General features: G+C 50.1%; 18 protein-coding genes and 1 pseudogene. 15 read left to right on the forward strand and 4 right to left on the reverse strand.

The genetic code is table 11. The features are described from left to right. Nucleotides 1–7 precede the first annotated feature (7 nt). Nucleotides 8–544: a fimbrial protein gene (locus NBA72_RS05830; RefSeq protein WP_000062036.1), complete on the reverse strand. Its 537-nt coding sequence runs from the start codon at nucleotides 542–544 to the stop codon at nucleotides 8–10. A gap of 663 nt (nucleotides 545–1,207) precedes the next feature. Between NBA72_RS05830 and NBA72_RS05835 the strand changes: the two genes are divergently transcribed. The 9 genes and pseudogenes from NBA72_RS05835 (at nucleotide 1,208) to NBA72_RS05875 (ending at nucleotide 7,958) form a co-directional block, all read left to right on the forward strand. Beyond that, nucleotides 1,208–1,942: a winged helix-turn-helix domain-containing protein gene (locus NBA72_RS05835; RefSeq protein WP_042948192.1), complete on the forward strand. Its 735-nt coding sequence runs from the start codon at nucleotides 1,208–1,210 to the stop codon at nucleotides 1,940–1,942. Then, nucleotides 1,915–2,215, forward strand: a pseudogene (locus tag NBA72_RS05840) (hypothetical protein). Before NBA72_RS05835 ends, NBA72_RS05840 begins: the two are co-directional and overlap by 28 nt. A gap of 501 nt (nucleotides 2,216–2,716) precedes the next feature. Beyond that, on the forward strand, nucleotides 2,717–4,291 hold the full coding sequence (locus tag NBA72_RS05845) for an EAL domain-containing protein (protein ID WP_077917532.1): 1,575 nt from the start codon (nucleotides 2,717–2,719) through the stop codon (nucleotides 4,289–4,291). 99 nt (nucleotides 4,292–4,390) lie between these two features. Continuing rightward, on the forward strand, nucleotides 4,391–5,134 hold the full coding sequence (locus tag NBA72_RS05850; protein WP_000081365.1) for a transcriptional regulator: 744 nt from the start codon (nucleotides 4,391–4,393) through the stop codon (nucleotides 5,132–5,134). Continuing rightward, nucleotides 5,107–5,595, forward strand: coding sequence for a hypothetical protein (locus NBA72_RS05855; RefSeq protein WP_000545426.1), 489 nt, complete (start codon nucleotides 5,107–5,109; stop codon nucleotides 5,593–5,595). The genes NBA72_RS05850 and NBA72_RS05855 overlap by 28 nt, the downstream gene beginning before the upstream one ends. 401 nt (nucleotides 5,596–5,996) lie before the next feature. Further along, nucleotides 5,997–6,521, forward strand: a complete 525-nt coding sequence (locus NBA72_RS05860) for an Ail/Lom family outer membrane beta-barrel protein (RefSeq protein WP_000830237.1) — start codon at nucleotides 5,997–5,999, stop codon at nucleotides 6,519–6,521. 143 nt (nucleotides 6,522–6,664) lie between these two features. Continuing rightward, nucleotides 6,665–7,306, forward strand: coding sequence for a helix-turn-helix transcriptional regulator (locus NBA72_RS05865; RefSeq protein WP_000610819.1), 642 nt, complete (start codon nucleotides 6,665–6,667; stop codon nucleotides 7,304–7,306). Nucleotides 7,307–7,316: 10 nt separating this feature from the next. Then, nucleotides 7,317–7,541 (forward strand): membrane protein, encoded by a 225-nt coding sequence (locus NBA72_RS05870; protein ID WP_000737125.1) that lies wholly within the window; start codon nucleotides 7,317–7,319, stop codon nucleotides 7,539–7,541. A gap of 57 nt (nucleotides 7,542–7,598) precedes the next feature. Beyond that, entirely contained in the window at nucleotides 7,599–7,958 is a 360-nt protein-coding gene (locus tag NBA72_RS05875; protein ID WP_000722978.1) for a DUF4156 domain-containing protein, read from the forward strand. A 69-nt stretch (nucleotides 7,959–8,027) separates the two neighbouring features. On the opposite strand, the gene mdsC is transcribed toward NBA72_RS05875, so the two are convergent. Genes mdsC through mdsA form a run of 3 tightly spaced genes read right to left on the reverse strand, consistent with a single transcriptional unit; the run spans nucleotide 8,028 to nucleotide 13,892 of the window. Further along, a complete protein-coding gene (gene mdsC, locus NBA72_RS05880; protein WP_042948253.1) occupies nucleotides 8,028–9,485 on the reverse strand; it encodes a multidrug efflux transporter outer membrane subunit MdsC in 1,458 nt (485 codons plus the stop codon). A gap of 16 nt (nucleotides 9,486–9,501) precedes the next feature. Continuing rightward, nucleotides 9,502–12,669 (reverse strand): multidrug efflux RND transporter permease subunit MdsB, encoded by a 3,168-nt coding sequence (gene mdsB / locus NBA72_RS05885; protein WP_042948187.1) that lies wholly within the window; start codon nucleotides 12,667–12,669, stop codon nucleotides 9,502–9,504. Beyond that, nucleotides 12,666–13,892, reverse strand: coding sequence for a multidrug efflux RND transporter periplasmic adaptor subunit MdsA (gene mdsA, locus NBA72_RS05890; protein WP_023182355.1), 1,227 nt, complete (start codon nucleotides 13,890–13,892; stop codon nucleotides 12,666–12,668). Before mdsA ends, mdsB begins: the two co-directional genes overlap by 4 nt. Before the next feature lie 276 nt (nucleotides 13,893–14,168). Between mdsA and golT the strand changes: the two genes are divergently transcribed. The 6 genes from golT (at nucleotide 14,169) to NBA72_RS05920 (ending at nucleotide 23,879) form a co-directional block, all read left to right on the forward strand. Then, complete coding sequence (gene golT / locus NBA72_RS05895) at nucleotides 14,169–16,457, forward strand: gold/copper-translocating P-type ATPase GolT (RefSeq protein WP_042948186.1); 2,289 nt, start codon at nucleotides 14,169–14,171, stop codon at nucleotides 16,455–16,457. Between the two features lie 11 nt (nucleotides 16,458–16,468). Next, nucleotides 16,469–16,933 carry an Au(I) sensor transcriptional regulator GolS gene (gene golS / locus NBA72_RS05900; RefSeq protein ID WP_001020584.1) on the forward strand — a complete coding sequence of 155 codons (465 nt, stop codon included), beginning with the start codon at nucleotides 16,469–16,471 and terminating at the stop codon, nucleotides 16,931–16,933. A gap of 77 nt (nucleotides 16,934–17,010) precedes the next feature. Beyond that, nucleotides 17,011–17,205 (forward strand): gold resistance metallochaperone GolB, encoded by a 195-nt coding sequence (gene golB / locus NBA72_RS05905; protein ID WP_001159470.1) that lies wholly within the window; start codon nucleotides 17,011–17,013, stop codon nucleotides 17,203–17,205. Nucleotides 17,206–17,496: 291 nt separating this feature from the next. After that, nucleotides 17,497–18,750, forward strand: coding sequence for an MFS transporter (locus NBA72_RS05910; RefSeq protein WP_000288503.1), 1,254 nt, complete (start codon nucleotides 17,497–17,499; stop codon nucleotides 18,748–18,750). Between the two features lie 188 nt (nucleotides 18,751–18,938). Next, entirely contained in the window at nucleotides 18,939–20,897 is a 1,959-nt protein-coding gene (locus NBA72_RS05915; protein ID WP_042948184.1) for a site-specific DNA-methyltransferase, read from the forward strand. A gap of 9 nt (nucleotides 20,898–20,906) precedes the next feature. Then, a complete protein-coding gene (locus tag NBA72_RS05920) occupies nucleotides 20,907–23,879 on the forward strand; it encodes a type III restriction-modification system endonuclease (RefSeq protein WP_077917530.1) in 2,973 nt (990 codons plus the stop codon). Nucleotides 23,880–24,037 lie beyond the last annotated feature (158 nt).

Raw genomic sequence — 24,037 nt, forward strand, 5'->3', positions numbered from 1 at the left:
GCGACAATTATTTATACGAAACGGCGTATTGAAGGGTGGCAGCGACTGTCCCAGCCTCTGCTTTCCCGGTAGAGTAATACCGCGCGGTATAAGTCGCGCTCGCTTCAGAAGCATTTGGTTCCAGCTGTAGGTCGCCGTCGCCAGTAAAGCCGCCGGTCAGATTGATTGGCTCCCCTGAAGTGTCGAGTAATTGGACTTCAACATTTTTCGCGCTGCCAGTATTACCCAGGTTACCGTTACTGGTGACCTGATTACCGACAAAGACAGTGGAAATTTTTGTTGTTTTGTCCTTAGAACCGGTACACCCGGACAGCCCAATATCAAACGTTATTGGCCCCGCGGTTTTCCCTTGTTCTGATAACTCTTTAGTACTTACTGTTGGCAATAACACGACGGGTTTAGCCTGATTACCATTAATCACGACAGAGCACGTTTCATCAGAGACTTCCCCTTGAAAGGTGATGGTGTTATCAGAAACAGCCATCGCGCTGCTGGAGACAAGAAGTGAGCCTGTGATCATTGCTAAATACTTTTTCATAGACATATGATAATGTTCCTGTATTAATCTTTACTTTTTCAGGACGAGTGCAATTCGCCCGAATGTTTCGTGCTTATGGAGGAGTGGTAAAAATAACGATCATTAACTCTATTTTTGGATGTGAGCTATACCCTCCTGACTATTGATAATGCGATATAAAACAAACAGACTTATTTCTCTTATCATGAAATAGAGCGATAAGCGCTTTCGTCCATACATCTCATTAGTACAACTGATAGTGTTATCATTTGATTGAGTGTAATCCGATAACAATTCTCTCCGCGTCTGAATAGATAGACTATGTTGCAATACAAACCTGCACATTTTTGCTATGTAAAATCCGCATCAGTTAAACCTCCCGATGGATAATACGATGGTGAGATTAAGGTAAATTTTCTGAAATGTGCTTCTGAAACAGTATAATTAGTCTTACTTTTTTCTTACTTTTGGCCTTTCAGAAGTTTCCTGAGTTTGCGTTAAGGTAAAGAAAAGTGTTCAGATTTACCTATAACTGTTTGATTTGTAATGTGCAGGTAATACTTGTGTCAATTATTGTTTACTATAAGTGAGACTTATAAGTTAAACTCAGGTTAATTAGGGGGCTGAATTCTTTTTTGAGCATGATAATATGTCGTCTGAATGATGGATGCAGTTACCTTTAGGATTGTCATGAATGAAAGCATATTTTTACTTGATAAGCGTGTTGTATTTGATAGTACGAAGATGACCTTATCGCATGGTAATGAGATAATCAGAATATCAGAAGCTGAGACCCATCTGCTTCTTGCTTTTTGGCATGGTCTTTACAAAAAAGAAGATATTATTCATTTTGTTTGGGAAAATCGTGGAGGCTGCGTCTCAGAATCAAGTTACTATAAACTCATTAATCAAATGAGAAATGATTTTAGTAGCATCGGTCTACAGTCATCTGATATCGTAACTCGCCCTCGGGTGGGGGTGTCGCTGTCTGTTGCCATTGAACCTATAAAAAAAATCACCTCCCTAAAGGTGAGTGATGAAAACGTTAAAGGCACCCTGACTCGGGAGAACATATTTTACAAAATTAAACGTCACAGCGTATTTGTGGTATTAACAGGAGCCATTCTTTTGGCATTGCTCTATGGTGTATTTACTATATATAAAGCGCCTGTTCGTAACAGCCCTGATAGTTTTTTTACATATCTTGGCGAATATAATGATTATGCAATCTACAAAACAAAAGAGGATAAGGTCACATTAAGTGAAGTAGTTTTTGCTTTTAACTCTCTAAAAATTAAAATTTACCGGCAAAATGGACGCCATCTTTATTATATCAGGGAGCCTAATATGAATATTTTTCTGCAATGCTTAAATCCTGTTGAAATGGCGGTGCCAAAATGTATTACAGTAAAAGAACGTTACTGATTATATTTGTAATATTTATCGCCATTGCCGCAATCGGATCGATAATAGCGCTTGAGTGGGTAAATCGTGACTCTTATAGAACCAATAATCTTATATGCACGACAAAATCAGAAGCGTATATTGAACCACGAAAATTGTACATGGATGGTGGACTTGTGCTGGATCTTAAATCCGGCAGGATTACCCTACACTACGATGTTACTACCGATACGAAAGAGAAACGGCTTTTTTTTCGTGATATCTGCATCAGCAAACTGCGCAGAACGGGTATGAAAACATTTACTTTTAAAGTCAATTCAGTTAAGACTTTTGAGTCTGATACTGCTGGCGATTTGTTTTCCTGGTTGAGACTGTTACAGCCTGGTACGATTAATGAGTTAAAGATGGTCAAAATTGGGAAAAATACCTACATGTTTTCGCTTAATCGACATTTGTATAATGTGTGTACCACCAGTAGTAACGTTGAGTTGTAGCCAATAATCTCTGTATTGATGGGAATTCGTTCCGTGATGGTTATGCCTCATCAGGCAGCGAACCTGGCATCTGGCTAACATATTGAATTTAGATATCTGCTATCGCTTATTTTAACGATAGTATCCTGCACCTGTTGGGTATTGATATTTTCTTGTCTATTTTCGGCACAGGGAGTGCCATCTTGCTATCATTAAGAACGTATAACCTATCTCTCAATATTGCTTTTCTATATTAATGTTACTTTAGTTATCCTATAAAAGCGTACAGTGGCAAAAGGAAGGCCGGTAAGAGGGCAATGATTTGAAAGTAAGAAAGCTATTTCTGATGTTGTTTATTGCCGTTCCACTGATCGTAATGATATTGGTGGGGTTACTCGCGGGTATCTTCCAGCTAAAACGAGATATCGCCGTCAGCGCCAATACGCTGCTGCGGTTTAGCGCGGATATATCTGCCGCCTCCTGGCAAGTCGCCGGAAAAGCCGCCAGACTGGCTGAGAGTTCCTGTACTGATACGCTGAAAGAACTGTCCAGAACGCGGGCCTTCACTCCTTATGTACGTGACATTGGGTTTCTGGAAAATGGTGATATCACTTGCTCCTTTGTCACAGGAACCGAACGCTATCATTTTTCCCGGCTGGCAGGGCTTTCTTTACCTGCTTCTTATCCGAAACGGTGGTTGCGATCTATCGGTAGTATGGCCGAAGGACCCGATCGCCTTGTTGTGGTTTATGTGAAAAAAGTAGCAGCGAATAAAGCGGCCTTCGTCATTGTGGATTCGCAGTATGTCCAGGAGCTCATGGAGATATTGGCAGCAGAGAGAGCATCAGCCTTTAGCCTGACATTCGGCACAGGGGAGGCGATTACCAGCGCTGCGACGTTGCGCGGTAAGGCGTTTTTAACGCAGCGCTTCACCTCAACTGATCACACTATCCAGCTGATGGTGCGAACCCCCTTCTCAACGTTATCGGCATACTGGTTACAAAACCTTTTTATTTTTGTTCCGCTGTCATTGTGTCTTTCTGTAGGGATGATGTTGTTCTACAGGCGCTGGTATTTAAAACGTTTATCTCTGGCCCGGGAGATTGCCAGGGGGATAACGCACAATGAGTTTACGGTACATTATCAACCTGTTTTTAATGTTAAACACGGTAGTTGCGGTGGCGTGGAGGCGCTAATGCGCTGGCCGCAACCGGATGGCCGTTTTATAACCCCGGATATTTTTATTACCGCCGCAGAAAATGAAGGCATGATTATTCCACTCTCTCGTCATCTGTTCGAACTGATTGCTCATGACGTGATAAACTGGACTGTACCGGATGATTTCTATATCAGCGTAAATATATCGCCTGCGCATCTTATGGATGACGGTTTTATACAAGATATAGAGGCGCTCAGGACTCGTTTGGGAACGATAACGCTTATGTTGGAGCTCACCGAGCGTAGCCTGATTGTAGAACCTTCACAGGTCGCAGAAAAACTTTCAACGCTCCGTGAAAAAGGCGTGTTAATAGCGATTGATGATTTTGGAACCGGCTATTGCTCACTCTCCTATCTCCAGCAATTACCTGTAGACTCTCTTAAAATAGACAGAACGTTTATCGATACCATTGATACCAGCAGCGATGATGTTCCTGTCCTGGATACTATCATTACGCTGAGTCAGCGACTGGGGCTCAATGTGGTTGCCGAAGGGGTCAGTACCCAGCACCAATTGCGTTATATCTTAAGCCACGGGGTAGGATTCGTTCAGGGATTTCTTTATGCCAGGCCGATGGGGGCTAATGACTTTATGAGCTGGCTTGGCAAGTCGGCCCAGAGGCAAAATAGTCTGCTCAAGGGGGAAAACGAATCTGCGAGTGGCTTGGTGGCTGAATAATACAGGAGCTCGCTACGGAAAAAAATTCAATAGCGCGATATATCCTGGTAATATGTTTATGCCGAGAAGAAATGTGATAGCACTGGGGCGGATATTTTTATGAGTCAGAACAATTATCTGATTGACAAAAGAGTTATTCTTGATTGTGAACGAATGACGCTTTCCTGCGCCGGAGAGTCGATAACGATATCTGAATCGGAACGCAGTTTGCTTATCGCTTTTCATGAAGGCCTTTTTAAAAAAGATGATTTAATTAACTATGTCTGGGGGCGCAAAGGTGTCGTGGTCTCTGATGCCAGTTATTATAAACTGATTAACCAGCTACGAGGATCATTTGATAAAATTGGTCTTAAGGGGGCATCTGTTGTGACTCGCCCTCGCGTGGGTGTTTTACTCTCAGTTTCCATTGAACCGTTGAGTGATGAGGCGCAAAATACGCCGTTGCCTGCTGTTGCTGAAACAGAATTATCGACAGTTGAAGTGCGGCGTGATGACACAATTATCCCCCCAATACCGGGCGCTGTGAATAAAAAAGATTGGCTCTACTTTTGCCTGGCCGCGCTTCTGATGTTTTTTATGATGTATAAAGTTAAGGGTGAAAATATTGATTACTTTACCCTCCAGGGTTCGTATGATGGATACACTTTTTATAGTGTCGGGCATGATAAAACCCATCTGACGGATATAGTTGAAGCGTACTCTGAGATGAGTAATGAAATACATAAACAAAACGGAAAAATCATTTATTACATTCGCGTTCCTAATACAAATATTTTTGTCCAGTGTCTTAACCAACTTGATATAGCGGAGCCGAAATGCATTTCCATAAAAGAACGTTATTAAGCGTGGCGACGCTTGGTATGTTGGCTGTTTCAGTCGTACTGATGGTAGTTTGGGTACGAAACAGTAGCCATAGTTCTATTAATACTAATGAATTTTTATGCACGACAAGAACGGTAACGACGATACAGCCTAAAGATATCCATGCCGATGGTAGTCTTGTTCTTGATTTTAAGATGAAGAGAATTACGCTTCAATATGAAATAAAAACAAAAGATAACGGTGTAAAAATATTATACCGGGACGTGTATATGAAAAATTTACATCGAACAGCGCCTGGTGTTTATACGTTCGAAGTATCCCAGGTAAAAGTCTTTGCCACGGACACGGCTGGCGATCTGTTATCATATTTACGGGTTCTGCATCCGGAAGCGGCTAATGAGATTCGAATATCTAAAGTGGGTGAGAAAACCTTTTTTTATTCTCTTAATCGGCAGCTTTATAACGTTTGTACCGCGCAGTAGATCTGAATGTTGTCTGAATGCGTCAGAAAGCGAGTTGCGAAATTGCCCTCCGCAAGGGTAAAGATTAACTCAATAATCAATTAAAATACATATAAAACAATTTGTTATGAATTTTTTATTCTTCATGGAGGTAACTGATACTCGCTGATAACCTCTCGCAGCCCGCCTGACGGATGCGATGCCAGGATCGGGTCTGAAGCAACTATGAATCCGCTATTAATAAAAAAGTAAGAACTCTGTAAGACTGATTTCATATCCATTATCGAATATATCAGGTTATATTACCTCCGCAGTTGGCATGACTGGTAATAAGCGCATTAGGTGCTCTTAATCTAAATGCTATTTGTGTGCCATAAGTTCCGGTACCGCCTTAATTATATATCAAAAATGGAGTGGTTTTAATGAAAAGACGGTCTTCGTTCCTTGTTTTTTTAGGTTTATTATTAGCGTCACCTTTAGCTTTGGCTAACGATCAGCACACCGTATCGTTTGGTTATGCACAAACTCATCTCAGTTCATTGAAAAATAGCGATAGCAAAGATCTGCGAGGCTTTAATTTTAAATATCGTTACGAGTTCAATGAGACCTGGGGGATGTTAGGCTCATTCACCGCGACGCGCAATGAAATGGAGAACTACACCTGGAAAGAGGGGAAATTGCATAAAAATGGTTCCGATTCTGTAGACTACGGTTCTTTGATGTTTGGACCAACATATCGTTTTAATGACTATGTGAGCCTGTACGGCAATGCGGGTATAGCGACGATGAAATTTAATAAACACTCAAAAGAAGACTCCTTTGCCTACGGCGCTGGCGTAATATTTAATCCAGTTAAGAGTATATCTATCGATGCATCATGGGAAGCCAGTCGTTTCTTCGCTGTGGATACCAATACATTTGGTGTCAGCGTAGGTTATCGCTTCTGACATTAAAAGTATAAGCGTTACGTTTATGGCAAGGAATTAAAAATAATATGGCGCTGCTACAGAATAGGGATGGTTATGAGCGCTCAGGTAATCTTAAGAGGAAGATAAAACACTCACCGTAGCGTTATTCTATTGATGAAATTATGATAAATTCACTATCGGAACAACTTCCGTTAAAAACGATAGGTATAGTTTTAACGGATGATTATTATACTTATTTAGGCATCGCTTCACTCTTTGAGGATGGGAAGTGCTTTATGTTCCCACTCAATGGAGAATATAATTCGTGTCAGATATCAGCTAGCGAAGATATCATAATTATTATTGATGGACGAGTTTTGATTCAGGGGGTCTGGAAAGGTTTTAAGGCGCTCATGCAGCATTATCCACATGCTCGTCGAATCTGGCTCACGCGCAGAGATATTGGAAAACTTTATCCACATGGCTGCGATAGAGATCCTGATATCGATCCCGATTTGGCAAAGCCTGTTTTTATTGAGCATTTCATTAAATACGCTTGTGCAAACGATGTAGCGGTCGGTGAAATTGCGCCGTTGACAAAAAAGGAGGAGGAGTTGTTATGGCACTTTTTATATAAAAAGTCGATGAGTCAGATCGCCAGTAGCTATGGCATTAGTCGTAAGACTTTGTACATTCATAGATTGCGTATCTGTCGTAAATATGGCTTCAAGCGCTTTTTCCATTTGCTATTTATTTACCAAAGAAGTCGCCATATCTTCGCATCTAAAATTTGCCGTGTAGACAAAAACGCCGATCAGGCTTGAAGTAAACAAGATGAAAAAGTTAACGATGAGAGAGTGTGAAAGCATCAATCCTACTTTGCTGCTTGCCATTAAGATACTTATCTCGGCGCTTGACGAAAAAACAAAAATAAGGCTCAGAGAGCATATTGAAAAAACTGAACAAGAAATAACCTCAAGCATACATGATAGCATCATGACAGAGACTTTTCTTCAGCAAATGAAAGACATTCGTTACATCTTAAATATAGTTCCTTGACGGCGTTCAGAAGCAAGAACGCGTTATTATTTAATGATTAATAGACCAGGTATTAGTATGAAAAAGATCTTAGTATGTTTCGTCGGCTTGGCTTTAACCGCATGTAGTGCTAATTCGCTGAATTATGGCGCTGAACAGGTACGGGTGATGACCAGCGAGCCAGGTAAGGAATGCAGCTACTTAGGGGATATCACGGGCAGCCAGGGGAATTTCTTTACCGGTGGCTGGACTTCCAACAGTAACCTGGAAACGGGTGCCCGTAACGATCTGAAAAACAAAGCTTATAAAATGGGCGGAAATACGGTAGTCCTGTTAACCCAGCGTGCAGGCCAGACAGGAAGTTCATGGCACGGTTCGGGCTCAAGCAAACAAACGAATGTCACGTTAAGCGGGAACGTTTATCGTTGCCCTCGTTAACCTTATTTTGCAGGCAATATATGCCTGTTTAGCGCGCGCGCCGCACTGGCGACGCGGGCGCTATTTGGGCTAACCTTGCTTTTTCTCGCTGTATTCCCGCCAACCGCCGCCTAATGCTTTATACAGGTTAATGATATTTAACTGTTGCATGAGACGTGTGCGCACCAGGCGCTGCTGTGCGCCATAAAGCATACGATGGGTATCAAGCAGCGTAAGGTAGTCATCGACGCCTTCCTGAAAACGGAGTCCGGCCAGTTCATAGGCGATTTGGCTGGCTTCAACTGCGCGTTGTTCTGATTGCACCTGGTCATTCAGCGTACGCTGTCCCGCCAGACCATCCGCCACGTCGCGAAAGGCTTGCTGAATAACGTTTTCATACCTGGCGATTTCAATCTGTTTTTGGACATGCGCCCTATCCAGGTCAGCGCGTAATGCGCCGCCGTGAAAGAGAGGCAAGGTGATTTGCGGTAGAAAACGCCAGCTTCCCGATCCCGGTTCAAAGAGTCCGCTAAGAGACGCGCTGGCCGTTCCCGCCGTGCCTGTCAGGCTGATGGTCGGGAAGAAGGCGGCGCGCGCTGCGCCTATTCGGGCGTTTGTGCCGCGCAGCCTGTACTCGGCGGCGCGAATATCCGGGCGGCGTACCAGCAGATCTGACGGTAATCCGCCTGGCAGAGTGGTCGGGATCGCGCCTTCCGTAAGCGTGACCGCTTCGTTTAGTCGACGCGACAGTTCAGGCGTGAGCGGCTGGCCCAACAGCAATTCCAGCGCGTTACGATCCCGCGCCAACTGTCGCGTATACGCCGCGCGATTGATTTCCGCAGAACGCAGCGCGATCTCCGCCATACGCAGATCGAGCTGTGTGGCGTTGCCTGTCCGGGCAAGCTGGGTTGTCAATGTGTATGAACTTTTTTGCGCGGCCAGCGTATCTTCGGTTAAGCGCAGCAGCTCCCGGTCAGCCCGTAGCGTCAGCCAGGCGCTGGCGACTTCGGAAACCAGGCTCATTCGCGCCGCAATGTACGTCTCATCAAGCGCCATATAGGCGGCTAATGCCTGGTCGCTAAGGTTTCGCACTCGCCCCCAGAGATCCAGTTCCCAGGCCGTCGTCGCCCCAGCCATCTCGTAGCGTCGGTTAATCTCAGGCTCGTCCGTGACGCTGAGATCGGCGGGAGTGCGACCGGCGTCCATGGCGGTGGCGATGCCGAGCGTCGGCAGCATCTCCGCGCGCTGAATACGGTATAACGCCCGGGCGGCTTCAACATTGAGCCCTGCCTTGCGTAAATCCCGATTATTGCGTAACGCGATCGCGATCAGTTCCTGTAGAAGCGGATCGTGGAAGAAATCACGCCAGCCAATGTCAGCGGCATCCGGCGCGCCAGAAACGGTTGACGTTGCGTAGGGATAGACCATCGCAGTCGGCGATGCGGGGCGTTCGTGCTTCGGCGCCATCGTACAGCCAGCAAGCGTGGTGACGAAAGCAAGCGTCGCCAGCGTGGCGGTCTGCCGATAGCCTGTAAAAGTGATCTTCATTATGCCATTCCCATCATTATGCTTGCTGATCATGCGAATCAATGCGGTTCTCACGCTTTAATGCCATCCTGCGAACCACCACGTAAAATACAGGCGTCAATAACAGGCCGAAGAGCGTGACGCCCAACATGCCGGCAAACACGGCGATACCCATCGCATGTCGCATTTCCGCGCCGGCACCCGTCGCGAGTACCAGCGGTACTACGCCTGCGATAAAGGCGAATGAGGTCATCAGGATAGGACGCAGACGCAGGCGGGACGCTTCCAGCACGGCGGTCAGCGGGTCTGCGCCGTCGTGTTCTTTGGCGCGGGCAAACTCGACAATCAAAATGGCGTTCTTGGCCGCCAGGCCGACCAGTACCACGAAACCAATCTGCGTAAAGATATTGTTATCTCCGCCAGATACCCACACGCCGACAATGGCTGAGAGTAATGACATAGGCGCAATAAGCAGGACGGCAAAGGGCAGCGACCAACTGTTGTACTGTGCCGCCAGGATCAGGAAGGCCAACAGCACTGCCAGCGCAAAGATAGCAAGCGCGGAGTTGCCGGCCTGTTTTTCCTGATAAACCAGATCGGTCCATTCGAAGACCATCCCTTCCGGCAACGTTTCACGCACGATCTTTTCAATCGCGTCCGTCGCCTGTCCGGAGGAGAAGCCCGGAGCCGGTCCACCGCTAATATCTACCGAGGGGAAGCCGTTGTAATGGATGATTCTGTCCGGCCCCGACTGGCGCATAATCGTGACGAAAGCGCTAAGCGGGATCATCTCGCCCTTCGCATTGCGGACTTTAAGCAGGCCGATATCCTCTTGCTGCATACGGAATGGCGCATCGGCCTGCGCCATCACCCGCCAGGTACGGCCAAATCGGTTGAAATCGTTGACGTAAAGCGAGCCGAGGTTAATTTGCAACGTTTCAAAGATGTCGGTGAGCGATACCCCCATTGATTTCGCCTTCACCCGGTCGATATCCACCTGTAATTGCGGGGCGTTCGTCTGGAAACTGGCCAGCATATTGGCCAGTTCGGGCGTCTGCATCGCCTTAGACATAATCTCGCTTTGCACCTTTGTCATCGCTTCAAATCCCAGTTCCGCACGATCTTCAATCTGCAATTTAAAGCCGCCCGTCGCGCCAAGCCCTGGAACCGGCGGCGGCGGGAAGATGCCAATAAATCCGTCGGGAATGTGGCTAAATTTGTGCATTAGCTTTCCGGCGATAGCGTTAGCGGAAAGCGAAGGATCTTCACGCTCGTCAAAGGGTTTTAGCATGGCGAACATCAGCGCCGAATTTGGCACATTTACCGGGCCGTTAACCGACAGACCGGGGAAGACGACGACGCTTTCAACGCCGGGTTCCGCCAGCGCGATAGCGGACATCTGTTTCACGACCGCCTCTGTGCGATCCAACGATGCGCCGCTTGGGAGCTGGGCGATGCCGACGAGATAGTATTTATCCTGCGCAGGCACAAACCCGTTCGGCACCTGATGGAAGCCAAGCCAGGTCAGCCCCACAAAGCCAGCATAGAGCACCATCACAATGACGCTGCCGCGCACGGCCCGACGGACGGCGCTAACATAGCGGTTCGACGCGCTGTCGAAGAAACGGTTAAAGCGATGGAAAAAACCGCCAGTGACCGTGCCCATCAACCGCGTTAGCCAGTCAGCCTTCGCAGTATCGTGGTGCGGTCTTAGCAAAATGGCGGCCAGCGCAGGGGAGAGCGTCAGCGAGTTAATGGCCGAAAGGATGGTCGAAATAGCGATGGTCAACGCGAACTGACGATAAAACTCACCCTGCAGGCCCGCCAGGAATGCGGAAGGGATAAAGACCGCCGTCAGCACCGAGGTAATAGAAAGAATGGGACCAGTGACTTCATCCATCGCCTTCTTTGCCGCCTCTCCGGGGCTTTTGCCCTGCGAGATATGCCGTTCCACGTTTTCGACCACAACGATGGCGTCATCGACAACGATACCTATCGACAGGACCAAACCAAACAGCGAAAGCGTATTCAGCGAAAAGCCAAACAGGTGCATCAAGGCAAAGGTGCCGACCAGCGAAACGGGAACCGCCACCAGAGGAATAATGGATGCCCGCCAGGTTTGCAGGAACAGCACCACGACAAGGACGACCAGCACGAGGGCTTCCAGCAACGTAATCGCCACCGATTGTAGCGATGCGCGCACGAAGACCGTAGGATCATAGGCAATCCGGTATTCGATATCCTGCGGGAAGTTTCGCTGCAACTCATCCATTTTGCCGCGAATCGCGTTAGAAACGTCAATCGCATTGGCGCCCGGACTTTGAATAATCTGTAGCGCTGGCGCCGCTTCGCCATTCAGTAAACTGCGCAGCGTATAGGCATCTGCGCCCAGCGTGACGCGGGCGACATCACGCAGACGCGTCACCTCGCCGTCAGCGCCGATTTTTACCACAATCTCGCCGAACTGTTCTTCGCTGGTCAGGCGGCCCAGCGTGTTCACCGTCATCTGAAAAGCGGCGGAGGCCTCCGGCTGTTGCCCGACGGAACCGGCGGCGACCTGTACGTTTTGTTCCCGCAACGCCGTAACGATATCACTGGCGGTAAGACCGCGGTTGGCGATTTTCGCCGGGTCCAGCCAGACGCGCATGGCGTACTCGCCCGCGCCCCAGACGAGAACATCGCCGACGCCGGGTAAACGGGCCAGCTCGTCGCGAACCTGCCGGATGGCGAAGTTAGACAGGTAAAGCGAGTCATAGCGTTTTTGCGGCGAGACAAGATGGACCACCATCAACATATCGGGGGACGTTTTCTCCGTTACAACGCCAATTCGCTGGACTTCTTCGGGCAGGCGAGGCAGCGCGCGGGATACCCGGTTTTGCACCTGAATTTGCGCCATATCAGGATCGGTTCCCTGTTCGAAGGCGATAGAGATAACCATGCGACCATCAATGGCCATCTGGGTATTCATATACAACATGCCGTCAACGCCGTTGATCACCTGTTCCAGCGGCGCGGCTACCGTATCGGCAATCACTTGCGGGTTAGCGCCGGGGTAGCTGGCGCTAACCTGTACCGTGGGCGGCGTAACGGCCGGATATTCACTCAGCGGCAGTTTTAAAAAGGCGATAGCGCCAGCCAGCAGCATTAACAGCGACAGGACGATGGCGAAGATGGGTCGTGCGATGAAAAAGTGGGTGAATTTCATTGGCGCACCGCCTTCGACGCGCTGTCGCCGTCCGCTTTAGTCAATGTCGCGGTCTGTTTGTCGGTCACATTCTGCCGCATCGGCACCAGACGCGGCGCAACGGTCATGCCAGGACGCACCAGCCCCTTGAGGATGATTTTTTCTCCCGGCAGTACTCCCTGTGTAACGACGCGGAGTCCATCGACCATTTGTCCCAGCTCAACCGGACGATACTCCACCTGATTCTCCTTGCCGACGATCAGCACATAGTTTTTGCCCTGATCGGCGCTCACCGCCAGATCGTCAATCAGCACGGTTTCCCGCGGCTCGCCGATGGGCAAACTGATTCGGGCAAACAGGCCGGGAGAAAGCATTCCGTCGGGGTCAGGAATCACGGCGCGCGCCCGGATAGTGCCGGTGCTGCGGTTCATCTGATTGCCCATAAAGTCGAGTACGCCCTGATAAGGCAGCCCGTTATCGGTGGTTAACCCCATGTTGACTACCGGTGGATTTTTGTCGGAGCGGGTATGCCGTAACGCCTTCAGCCAGGTGGCTTCGTCAATATCGAAATACACATACATGGGATTGTGAGACACGATAGTCGTCAGAAGCGTGGCGTTACCCGCTACGCCGCCGCTGACCAGATTGCCCCGGGTCACCAGTATGCGGTCAACGCGTCCGGCAATGGGCGCGGTAATACGGGTCCAGGAGAGTTCAAGGCGCGCTGCGGCGACGGCGGCTTTGGCCGATTGCATCTGCGCCTGTCGCGCATTACGCGTGGCGGTGACATCGTCAGCGTTTTTACGTGATACGGCGCCGCTGGCGACCAGTCGTTGAATGCGATCGAAATCCGCCTGCGCCTGGCGGGCCAGTACTTCAGCCTGACGTAATTGCGCGACGGCGGTGTCGAGGGCGACCTCGAACGGGCGCGGATCGATCTGGAACAGCAGTTGTCCGCGGCTTACCAGACGTCCTTCCGGAACGCTGACGGCGTCAAGGGTTCCTCCCACGCGCGAACGCAGCTCCACGGTCTCCGGCGCGGCCAGAAAACCGGTGAATTCCGCCGTAGGCGCGAGTGTGCGGCTAAGGGCTTTAGCAACCGGTACCGACGGTGGAGGCGGCGCGCTGGCCGGGGGGCCGACGGCGTTGTCTTTATCCCATAGTGCTTCGCCGGCCATGTAAATCACGCCCCCGATGGCGGCGATGACGCCGGCTATCAACATAATTTTGAATGTTCTACGCATGTCGTTTCCCTCTTTACCGCAGCGTGTTGGCCATTCCGCAACGCTGCCGCAGAATTTTTGGCAAAGGCTAGGCGTTACAACGAAGGAAAGGTCAAGCGTTCCTGACGGGTTTTTTCGGGGCGTGGGTCGGCATCGTGGCGTAAATGTCTCGCATCATCCTCTTTTATGAGCCATCTCACATTCTCGCCGAACCGTGCAGCCTGAATACGCTTGACCTTCCCACAATGGCAAGCTTTAGGCTTTCTGATACCGAATAGTCAGGATGGGGAACTCGTCATGAGTCAGTCAGAAAATCGTCACGACACGATAAGCTTGCTTATTGAAGGTATGACCTGCGCGTCGTGCGTCGCTCGCGTTGAAAAAGGTATTAAGGCTGTGCCTGGCGTAACGGACGCTACGGTGAATCTGGCGACGGAGCGCGCCACCGTCCGCGGGACGGCGTCGGCGGAGGCGGTGATCGCGGCGATTGAAAAAACGGGGTATGAGGCGCGACCGGTAGAGACGGCGGGGCAGGGCGAAGACGACTCTGAAGAGAAAAAAGAGGCCGAGCGCGTCAGGCTGAAGCGCGATCTGATTCTCGCCAGCGTGCTGGCGCTCCCCGTTTTTGTGCTTGAAATGGGCTCGCACCTTATTCCTGGTATGCACGAGTGGGTGATAAAAACGATTGGCCTGCAACAAAGCTGGTACTGGCAATTTGCACTGACCCTGTTGGTGCTGACGCTCCCCGGTCGCCGTTTTTACCTTAAAGGGTTCCCGGCGCTGGCGCGTCTGGCGCCGGACATGAACTCGCTGGTCGCCGTGGGAACCTCAGCGGCATTCGGCTACTCGCTGGTGGCGACCTTTACGCCCGACCTGTTGCCTGAAGGGACGGTAAACGTCTATTACGAGGCCGCCGCAGTAATTGTCGCGCTTATTCTGCTGGGGCGCTTTCTGGAGGCAAGGGCGAAGGGGCGGACTTCCGAAGCGATTAAACGTCTGGTGGGGCTACAGGCGCGGGTCGCGCATGTGTTACGCGAGGGCCGCATCGTGGATATCCCTGTCGACGAGGTTGTGCTGGGCGACTGTGTGGAGGTTCGGCCAGGCGAGCGGATACCGGTTGACGGCGAAGTAACCGAAGGCCGCAGCTTCGTTGACGAGTCGATGATTACCGGCGAACCGATACCGGTTGAGAAATCCGCAGGAAGCGCGGTGGTGGGCGGTACCGTAAACCAAAAAGGCGCGCTCACGCTGCGGGCGACCGCCGTCGGCGGACAGACCATGCTGGCGCAAATCATTCGTCTGGTGGAACAGGCGCAGGGTTCAAAACTGCCGATTCAGGCCGTCGTGGATAAAGTGACGCTGTGGTTTGTCCCGATGGTAATGCTTATTGCTGCGCTGACCTTTGTGGTATGGCTGGCGTTTGGGCCGTCGCCAGCGCTGACTTTCGCTCTGATCAATGGCGTTGCGGTGCTGATTATCGCCTGTCCTTGCGCGATGGGCCTGGCGACGCCGACCTCCATTATGGTGGGAACCGGTCGTGGGGCGGAAATGGGCGTGCTGTTCCGTAAGGGGGAGGCGTTACAGCTACTCAAAGACGCTAAGGTGGTGGCCATAGACAAAACCGGGACGCTTACCGAAGGCCGCCCGGTACTGACCGATCTCGACGTGGCCAGCGGCTTTGAGCGCCGTGAGGTGCTGGCGAAAGTCGCGGCGGTAGAATCGCGTTCAGAGCATCCGATTGCCCGTGCGATTGTCGTGTCGGCAGAAGAGGAAGGGATCGCGCTACCAGGCATGAGCGGCTTCGAATCGGTGACCGGGATGGGCGTATACGCTACCGTTGACGGTACGCGTGTTGACGTGGGGGCCGATCGCTATATGCGCGAAATTGGCGTGGATATTAGCGGCTTCGCCACCACCGCCGAACGGTTAGGGCAGGAAGGGAAATCGCCGCTCTATGCGACTATTGACGGTCAACTGGCGGCGATTATCGCCGTGGCCGATCCGATCAAACCCAGTACGCCCGCCGCAATTAACGCTTTACATCAGCTCGGGATTAAGGTCGCCATGATCACTGGCGATAATGCCCGCACGGCACAGGCTATCGCCAGACAGTTAGGAATTGATGACGTGGTTGCCGAGGTATTGCCAGAAGGGAAAGTCGAGGCGATACGGCGCCTGAAAGCGGCGTATGGGCAGGTGGCGTTTGTCGGCGATGGCATCAACGATGCGCCAGCGCTGGCGGAGTCCGACGTGGGGCTGGCGATTGGCACCGGCACCGATGTGGCGGTGGAATCCGCCGACGTCGTACTAATGTCCGGCAACCTGCAAGGCGTGCCGAATGCTATCGCGCTGTCTAAAGCGACCATCCGCAATATCCACCAGAATCTGTTCTGGGCCTTTGCTTACAATACGGCGCTGATTCCTGTCGCGGCAGGCGCGCTATTTCCGGTCTGGGGCATATTATTGTCCCCGGTATTCGCCGCAGGGGCGATGGCGATGTCGAGCGTGTTCGTGCTGGGCAACGCTTTGCGGCTGCGCCGTTTCCGGGCGCCGATGGCAACCCCATCCGACACATCCACGACCTGAGGAGGAGCGTCATGAACATCGGTAAAGCAGCTAAAGCATCGAAAGTCTCGGCCAAAATGATTCGCTACTATGAACAGATTGGTCTGATTCCCGCGGCAAGTCGGACGGATTCCGGCTATCGGGCCTATACCCAGGCTGATGTTAATCAATTGCATTTTATACGCCGCGCGCGCGACCTCGGTTTTTCAGTTGCTGAAATCAGCGACTTACTGAATCTTTGGAATAACCAGTCGCGGCAAAGCGCTGACGTTAAACGCCTGGCGCAGACGCACATTGATGAACTGGACAGACGTATCCAGAACATGCAGCACATGGCGCAAACCCTCAAAGCGCTGATTCACTGCTGCGCCGGCGACGCGCTGCCAGATTGCCCCATTCTGCATACGCTTGGACAACCTGACGATAGCGAGCCGGAGGCGCGTACCGGAGCGGTGTTGCGCCGTCCTCGTCGTCATGGACTGACAAAGCGTCTGTAAGTCCTGAGATTACGCTTGACCTTCCAACACTGGCAAGGCCCAGACTGGCAACAGTTCCCACACAAAAGGAGTTCACCATGCAGTTCCATATTGATGACATGACCTGCGGCGGCTGCGCCAGTACGGTAAAAAAGACGATTCTGACTCTCGATGCTAATGCGACGGTGAGAACTGACCCGGCGACGCGTCTGGTTGACGTTGAAACGTCGCTATCCGCGGAGCAGATTGCCGCCGCCCTGCAAAAGGCCGGTTTCCCGCCGCGCGAAAGGTAATCGTCAATGGCGATCGGTCTGGCGACAGGCCGGTCGCGATACGCTAGCCACGCTTCGCTTTTCTTTGCGTGAGATAATCCCCATAAAAAATGTGACAAATCATGTGCCAGTAAGCTTTGTTAATAATATGTAATGATTTGTCTATTTTTGCTAACATTTTACCTGCTATATACAAAAAGATAACAAATAAGTAGCGCAACGCTACCTTGTTACGTCGCTTTGACGACGGGAGCGCTCCAGCGTTTCGCCGCTTCAAAGCTTGATGTTATTTTTTGATGCAGGACACTACCTATGTACACCCCCCTGAACTGGACGACGACACAACGACATGTGGCGTTTGCCAGCTTTACCAGTTGGATGCTGGATGCGTTTGATTTCTTTATCCTTGTCTTTGTACTTAGCGATCTCGCCGAATGGTTTCACGCTTCCGTATCGGACGTTTCCATTGCGATTATGCTGACCCTGGCGGTACGTCCCATTGGCGCGCTGCTATTTGGCCGAATGGCGGAAAAGTACGGACGTCGACCGATACTGATGCTCAATATTCTGTTCTTCACGGTGTTTGAACTGCTTTCCGCCTGGTCGCCCACCTTCATGGCATTTCTGATTTTTCGGGTCATGTACGGCGTGGCGATGGGCGGGATATGGGGCGTTGCATCATCACTGGCGATGGAAACCATTCCCGATCGTTCGCGTGGCCTGATGTCGGGCATTTTTCAGGCGGGCTATCCCTGCGGCTATCTGTTCGCCTCGGTTATTTTTGGCCTCTTCTACAGTATGGTAGGCTGGCGCGGTATGTTCCTGATTGGCGCCCTGCCTGTTGTCTTACTGCCTTATATCTGGTTTAAAGTGCCGGAATCCCCCGTCTGGCTGGCGGCCAGAGCGCGTAAAGAGAATACCGCGCTGCTTCCTGTTCTGCGCAAACAGTGGAAGTTGTGTCTGTATCTGGTGCTGGTCATGGCGTTCTTTAACTTTTTCAGTCACGGCACGCAGGATCTCTATCCTACCTTCCTGAAGATGCAGCATGGTTTTGATCCGCATCTGATCAGTATCATTGCGATTTTTTATAACATTGCCGCCATGCTCGGCGGTATTTTCTACGGTACGCTATCGGAACGTATTGGGCGTAAAAAAGCGATCATGATCGCCGCCTTTCTTGCGCTTCCGGTACTCCCGCTATGGGCATTTTCCAGCGGATCATTCACGATTGGTCTGGGCGCGTTCCTGATGCAGTTTATGGTGCAGGGCGCCTGGGGTGTCGTGCCGACCTGGCTGAACGAGCTGGTTCCGGCGAATGCGCGCGCCGTGCTGCCAGGGTTTGTTTACCAACTCGGTAATTTACTGGCGTCGGTTAATGCGACGTTACAGGCCCGCATCGCGGAAACGCATGGCGGAAATTACGGGTTGGCAATGGCGATCGTGGCTGGCGCGGTGGCTATTTTAATCTGTGTATTTGTGGCATTTGGTCGCGAGACCCGGGGAGTCGTCATCTCCGGTACAGATAGCGACGCCCTCCCGGAGTCGGCCATCAGTCATCGCACGTAAACACTACGCTCCTGGCGCATACTGTCGCCGGGAGCACGCCTTCCTCCCGTGGTTTTCACGCCCTTTCAACGAACAACAAAGGTTAATGATGGCATCTGCCTTTCGTGACCATTACAATCATCGCTTACTTTTTTCTTTATAAGAAATTGATTGTTGGACCTTAAAATTGTCAACGGAGCGAAGATATCATGTTGAAAGATAACCAAAAACACAACGAGTCTGTTGCCCCGAATAGCGCCTTTCTGTCTGAGTTACAACGTGCATTACCGGAATTTTTTACCGCCGATCGCTATAACGAGCAGGGCGAACTGATCGCGAAAGGCGGATTTGACCTCGCCAAATTTGAGCGCGCGCTGAAAGCACGTAATATTGATGAGCTGACTAGCGGTTATCAGATTGATTTTATTGGCAAAGATTACGCAAAAAAACAGGCGGGTGAAAAATCCGTTACTGTTATCGTTCCTGACGTGGAACACAATACTCTGGCAGAAAATAAAAATAGCCATAATCTTTTTCTGACCGGAGATAATCTGGATGTGTTACGCCATCTGCAAAATAATTACGCCGATACCGTCGATATGATCTATATCGATCCCCCTTATAACACCGGGTCGGACGGGTTTGTCTATCCCGATCATTTTGAATATAGCGATCGGGCGTTGCAGGATATGTTTGGTCTTAATGATACTGAACTGGCACGTTTAAAATCCATTCAGGGTAAATCGACGCACTCCGCGTGGTTATCTTTCATGTATCCGCGTCTTTTCCTGGCCAGGAAGCTCCTGAAAGATACCGGATTTATTTTTATCTCTATCGACGATAATGAGTACGCCAATCTTAAATTAATGATGGATGAGATTTTTGGCGAAGGCGGATTTGTCACCAATGTGATGTGGAAGCGCAAAAAAGAGATTTCTAACGACTCTGATAACGTTTCCATCCAGGGGGAATACATTCTTGTTTATGCCAAAACCGGTCAGGGCGCTTTACGTTTAGAACCGCTTTCTAAAGAGTATATTCAGAAATCCTATAAAGAACCGACCGAACAGTTTCCAGAAGGGAAATGGCGCCCGGTGCCGTTAACGGTGTCAAAAGGGCTGAGCGGCGGCGGCTATACCTATAAAATTACCACGCCGAACGGTACGGTACACGAAAGACTATGGGCTTATCCTGAAGCCAGTTACCAAAAACTGGTGGCCGATAATCTGGTCTATTTTGGCAAAGATAACGGCGGTATTCCCCAGCGAGTCATGTACGCGCACCACAGTAAAGGGCAGCCAACGACCAATTACTGGGATAACGTAGCGTCGAATAAAGAGGGGAAAAAGGAGATTCTGGATCTCTTCGGCGACAACGTTTTTGATACGCCGAAACCGACCGCATTATTGAAGAAAATCATCAAGCTCGCTATCGATAAAGACGGCGTCGTCCTAGACTTTTTTGCCGGTTCCGGCACTACGGCCCATGCAGTGATGGCGCTGAATGAAGAAGATGGGGGGCAGCGCACGTTTATTCTGTGTACTATCGATCAGGCATTAAGCAATAACACTATCGCGAAAAAAGCAGGTTATAACACTATTGATGAAATCAGCCGCGAGCGAATTACACGCGTTGCGGCGAAGATCCGCGCCAACAATCCCGCGACCAATAGCGACCTCGGTTTTAAACATTATCGTTTTGCCACTCCGACACAGCAGACGCTGGACGATCTGGATAGCTTCGATATTGCTACCGGCCATTTTATCAATACCAGCGGTCAACTGGCCGCTTTCACCGAGTCAGGATTTACCGACATGATCAATCCTTTTTCCGCCAGAGGATTGGGCGTGCCGGGCGGCGCAAGCGGCGAAGAGACCTTATTAACGACATGGCTGGCCGCCGATGGTTATAAAATGGATATTGACGTACAGACCGTTGATTTTTCCGGCTATTGCGCCAGGTATGTTGATAATACGCGCCTGTATCTGATTGATGAACGATGGGGAACCGAGCAGACCCGCGATCTTCTCAACCACATTGGTACGCACCAGCTTCCGGTTCAGACCATTGTCATTTACGGCTACTCTTTCGACCTTGAATCCATTCGTGAACTGGAAATCGGCTTAAAACAGCTTGATCAAAAAGTGAACCTGGTGAAGCGTTATTAAGAGGGGATGATGATGAATATTTTACTGGAAGAACTTCCCCATCAGGAACAGGCGTTAGCGGCGATTCTGGCGAGTTTCACCGGTATCGATCACGCGCAGGCCGATCATAATCACTATGCTAATCCGCTGATTAAGGAACGTTACGACGATAAGGCCAATATTGACGTTAAAATGGAGACCGGGACAGGCAAAACCTATGTCTATACCCGATTGATGTATGAACTGCATCAGAACTACGGCCTCTTCAAATTTGTGCTGGTGGTGCCGACGCCAGCCATTAAAGAAGGCGCGCGGAACTTTATCACCAGCGATTACGCCAGACAGCATTTTTCACAGTTCTACGAAAATACGCGGATGGAACTTTGCACCATTAACGCCGGTGATTTTAAAGTAAAGTCGGGGCGTAAAAATTTTCCGGCCCAGCTATTAAGTTTTACTGATGCCAGCCGTCGTGATAGCCATACGATTCAGGTTTTGCTGATCAATGCGCAAATGCTCAATTCCGCCAGTATGACGCGAGACGATTACGATCAAACGCTACTGGGCGGGCTGACGTCGCCTGTTAAAGGGCTGCAAATGACGCGACCGGTGGTCATTATTGATGAACCGCATCGTTTTGCGCGAGATAACAAATTTTATCGAGCGATTCAGGCTATTCAGCCGCAAATGATCGTCCGCTTTGGCGCTACCTTCCCGGATATTGTCGAAGGTAAGGGTAAAAATAAATGTGTACGTAAAGATTACTATCGCTGGCAACCGCAGTTTGATCTCAACGCGGTGGACAGTTTTAACGATGGTTTGGTGAAAGGTATTGATATTTATTACCCAAATCTCCCCGAAGAACAGGCCAACAATCGTTATATCGTTGACAGCGTCACGGCAAAGAAATTAATCCTCCGACGGGGGAGCAAAATTGCCGAGGTTGGCGTGGGCGAAAATCTCGCCGATGTCGATGCAGGATTTGAGGGCAGTATTGAATATGCCGGCAGTAAAATGTTGTCGAACGATCTGGAGCTGGAGGCAGGGATGGCGCTGGTGCCAGGAACCTTTGGCGCGAGCTACCAGGAACTGATTATTCAGGACGCTATCGATAAGCATTTTGACACTGAGCAGGCAAATTTCTTACGCAGCAATGAGCCAGAAAATAATGCCCCGCGTATTAAGACCTTAAGCCTTTTCTTTATTGACAGTATTAAAAGCTATCGTGATGACGAAGGCTGGTTGAAAGTCACTTTTGAGCGTTTGCTGAAAAAGAAACTGACGCAACTGATTGACGATTATCAGCGCAAGACCCTGCCGCGAGAAGTGGAGTATCTGTCGTTTCTGCAGGCCACGCTCGCCAGCCTGCACTCGGATAACCAAAACGTCCACGCTGGTTACTTTGGCGAAGACCGCGGAAGCGGCGATGAGGCGATCCAGGCTGAGGTAGATGATATTCTGAAAAATAAAGAGAAGTTGCTCAGTTTTTCAGACCATCACGGCAACTGGGAAACGCGCCGCTTTCTGTTTTCAAAATGGACGCTTCGCGAAGGCTGGGATAACCCGAATGTTTTTGTCATTGCTAAATTACGTTCTTCCGGTAGCGAGTCGAGCAAAATTCAGGAAGTGGGGCGCGGCCTGCGACTACCGGTAGATGAAAATGGTCATCGCGTTCATCAGGAAGAGTGGCCGTCCCGACTGTCGTTTCTGATTGGTTATGATGAAAAAGCGTTTGCCAGCATGCTGGTTGATGAGATTAATCGCGACAGCAAAGTTCAGCTTAACGAGCAGAAACTGGATGAGGCGATGATCACACTCATCGTCACCGAGCGGCAAAAAGTCGATCCTGCGTTTACGGAGCTTCGTTTGCTGGAAGATCTGGATGATAAAAAACTGATCAACCGGAGTAATGAGTTTAAACCCAGCGTCACGCTTAACGGGGAAACCAAAAGTGGTTTTGCGTGGCTACTGGAGTTCTACCCTGAGCTGACGCAGGCGCGGGTGCGAGCGGATCGCATTCGTGACAATAAGCCCGCCTCCCGACTGCGAGTCAGGTTACGCAAAGAGAATTGGGAACAACTTAGCAGTATCTGGGAGCAGTTTTCCCGCCGTTATATGCTGCAATTCGAGCGTAGCGGCGCGTCTCTGGAACAGATTGCCGCCGAGGTGCTGCGCGATCCGGCGCTGTATATACGCCAGAAGCCAAGCCAGGTTCAACAACGGCTGGTATCGAATGAAGATAATGGCCGTTTTGAAGTGGCGCAGCGGGAAGGCGAATTAGCCGCCAGCGAATTTATGGCGGGCATGAAATATGGCCATTTTCTTAAGCAACTGGCGTTACGCACCAGTCTGCCGGTTAACGTCCTGCACCCGGTGTTAATGGCGATGCTGCGTGATGTTTTGCACGGAGATTCACGTTATTTAAGCGAGATCTCGTTGGACAATATGACCCGCGCATTACAGGCGCGGATTAATGCGCATTTTGCGCAGCGCCACGATTATCTGCCTCTCGATTTTCAGGCTTCAACGTCGGTATTTGATTCCACGGCACGGCAGTTCAGAGAGGAGATTAGCGCTGAAATTGTGGGGAAAAATGTGGATGAGAATGCGATAGACGATCCCCGTTCTCTCTATCAAATACCGCCGTTGCGTTATGACAGCGTCGATCCAGAATTGCCGCTATTAAAATACGATTATCCGCAACAGGTTTCTGTGTTTGGCAAACTGCCTAAGCGGGCCATTCAGATCCCCAAATATACGGGGGGCTCTACTACGCCGGATTTTGTGTACCGTATTGAGCGTCAGGACGCCGACAGCGTTTATTTACTGGTTGAAACTAAAGCAGAAAATATGCGCGTAGGCGATCAGGTTATTCTTGATGCGCAACGTAAATTCTTCGATATGCTGCGTCGGCAAAATATTAATGTCGAGTTTGCGGAAGCGACCAGCGCGCCGGCGGTATTTTCTACGATCAATGGCTTGATTGAGGGGAAGGCAAACTAACGGGTTTGAATGGACCTTAACGGTTATCTTTTTGATAGACCATATAAAATGGCCGCCGCGCAGCGAGCGTTGCGGTCATTCTCCCTGTGCTAATCCCCCGTCCCGTAAACCGCGTTGACTTGAAGGTTATCGTTTTACGTCTATTCTTAACTTTCAGC

Origin of the sequence: Salmonella sp. NW1250 (assembly GCF_051812965.1) — a bacterium.
GTDB classification, from domain to species: Bacteria; Pseudomonadota; Gammaproteobacteria; order Enterobacterales; family Enterobacteriaceae; genus Salmonella; species Salmonella enterica.